The organism is Nocardia sp. 852002-20019_SCH5090214 (assembly GCF_001665865.1).
GTDB classification, from domain to species: domain Bacteria; phylum Actinomycetota; class Actinomycetes; order Mycobacteriales; family Mycobacteriaceae; genus Nocardia; species Nocardia nova.
This window is the reverse complement of sequence record NZ_LZMK01000179.1, coordinates 1-1159: the sequence shown is the minus strand read 5'-3', so window position 1 is coordinate 1159 and position 1159 is coordinate 1. Positions and strand designations below refer to the sequence as shown.

The window sequence follows — 1159 nt, the reverse complement described above, 5'->3', positions numbered from 1 at the left end:
CATCGTTGGGCAGGCGATCTTGTAGCGTTGCTGGCTGACATTGCAAGGGATGGGGAGTTGTCATGAAACGCAGAGGGTTACGACGACATATCGCCGCAGTCGCCGCCGCGGCGGTGGCCGCCACGGTGGCTGCTGGCGCAGCGGAAGCAGCCCCCTCGCAGAACCCCGTGGTCGTGAATCTGCCTGCCCCGACGGGCCATTACCCGGTCGGCGTCACGGATTGGTACCTCGACGATGCCGACCGCGCGGATCCGTGGACATCGGGACACCGTGAACTGATGGTGCAGATCTGGTACCCCGCCGCTGACCAGTCGACGGCACCGACTGCTGAATGGATGCCGCCTGGCGGCCGGGAAGAACAAGCCGAGTACCTCACCAGACTCGGTGTCCCCGCTGGCAGTTGGACTCTCGCGCCCAGCCACAGCCGCCGCGACGCAACCGCCCGCGCCGACGGACGAGCCTTCCCGGTGCTGCTGAACTCACCCGGAATGGACGACACAACCGGATGGAGCACCGCTCAGGCCGAAGACCTCGCCAGCCACGGCTACATCGTGGTCGCGATCAACCACACCCACGAAGCGTTCGCGGTGCAGTTTCCCGACGGACACACCGAACACACTCAGGTGCCACTGGATTCACCACAACACATCCTTCCCGATCTACTCCTGCCGACCAGGGTCGCCGACACACGCTTCGTCCTCGACCAACTGATGACCGCTGCCACCGAACAGCCGGGACGCGCTGGACTCCCACCGCACCTCGCCGAGGACCTCGACCTGTCGAAAGTCGGAATGTTCGGTCACTCGCTAGGCGGGTCGACAACCGTGCAAACGATGCACGACGACCACCGTGTCCGTGCCGGCGTCGATCTGGACGGCCCGATCCTGGGCTCTGTCGCCGCGGACGGTCTCGACCGGCCGCTGCTGATGCTGGCCAGCGACACCTCGCCCTGGTTCGGCAATCCGGGCTGGGAACCGCGCTGGGCAACCAACACTGGGGTGAAGATCCCCCTGCGCATCGCAGGAACCCAGCACATGTCGCTGTGCGACCAGCAGATCATCCTGCCGCAACTGACCACGGCCGGCCTGCTCGAGCCCGCCAAGAAGGCCGAAGCAGTCGGCACAATCGACACGGCCCGTTCGATCGACCTGCAACGGGC

General features: G+C 65.8%; 1 protein-coding gene. It reads left to right on the top strand.

The features are described 5' to 3' along the window. Positions 1-62: 62 nt before the first annotated feature. A partial coding sequence (locus tag A5780_RS13915) for a hypothetical protein (RefSeq protein WP_156769496.1) occupies positions 63-1159 on the top strand: 1097 nt, incomplete at its 3' end.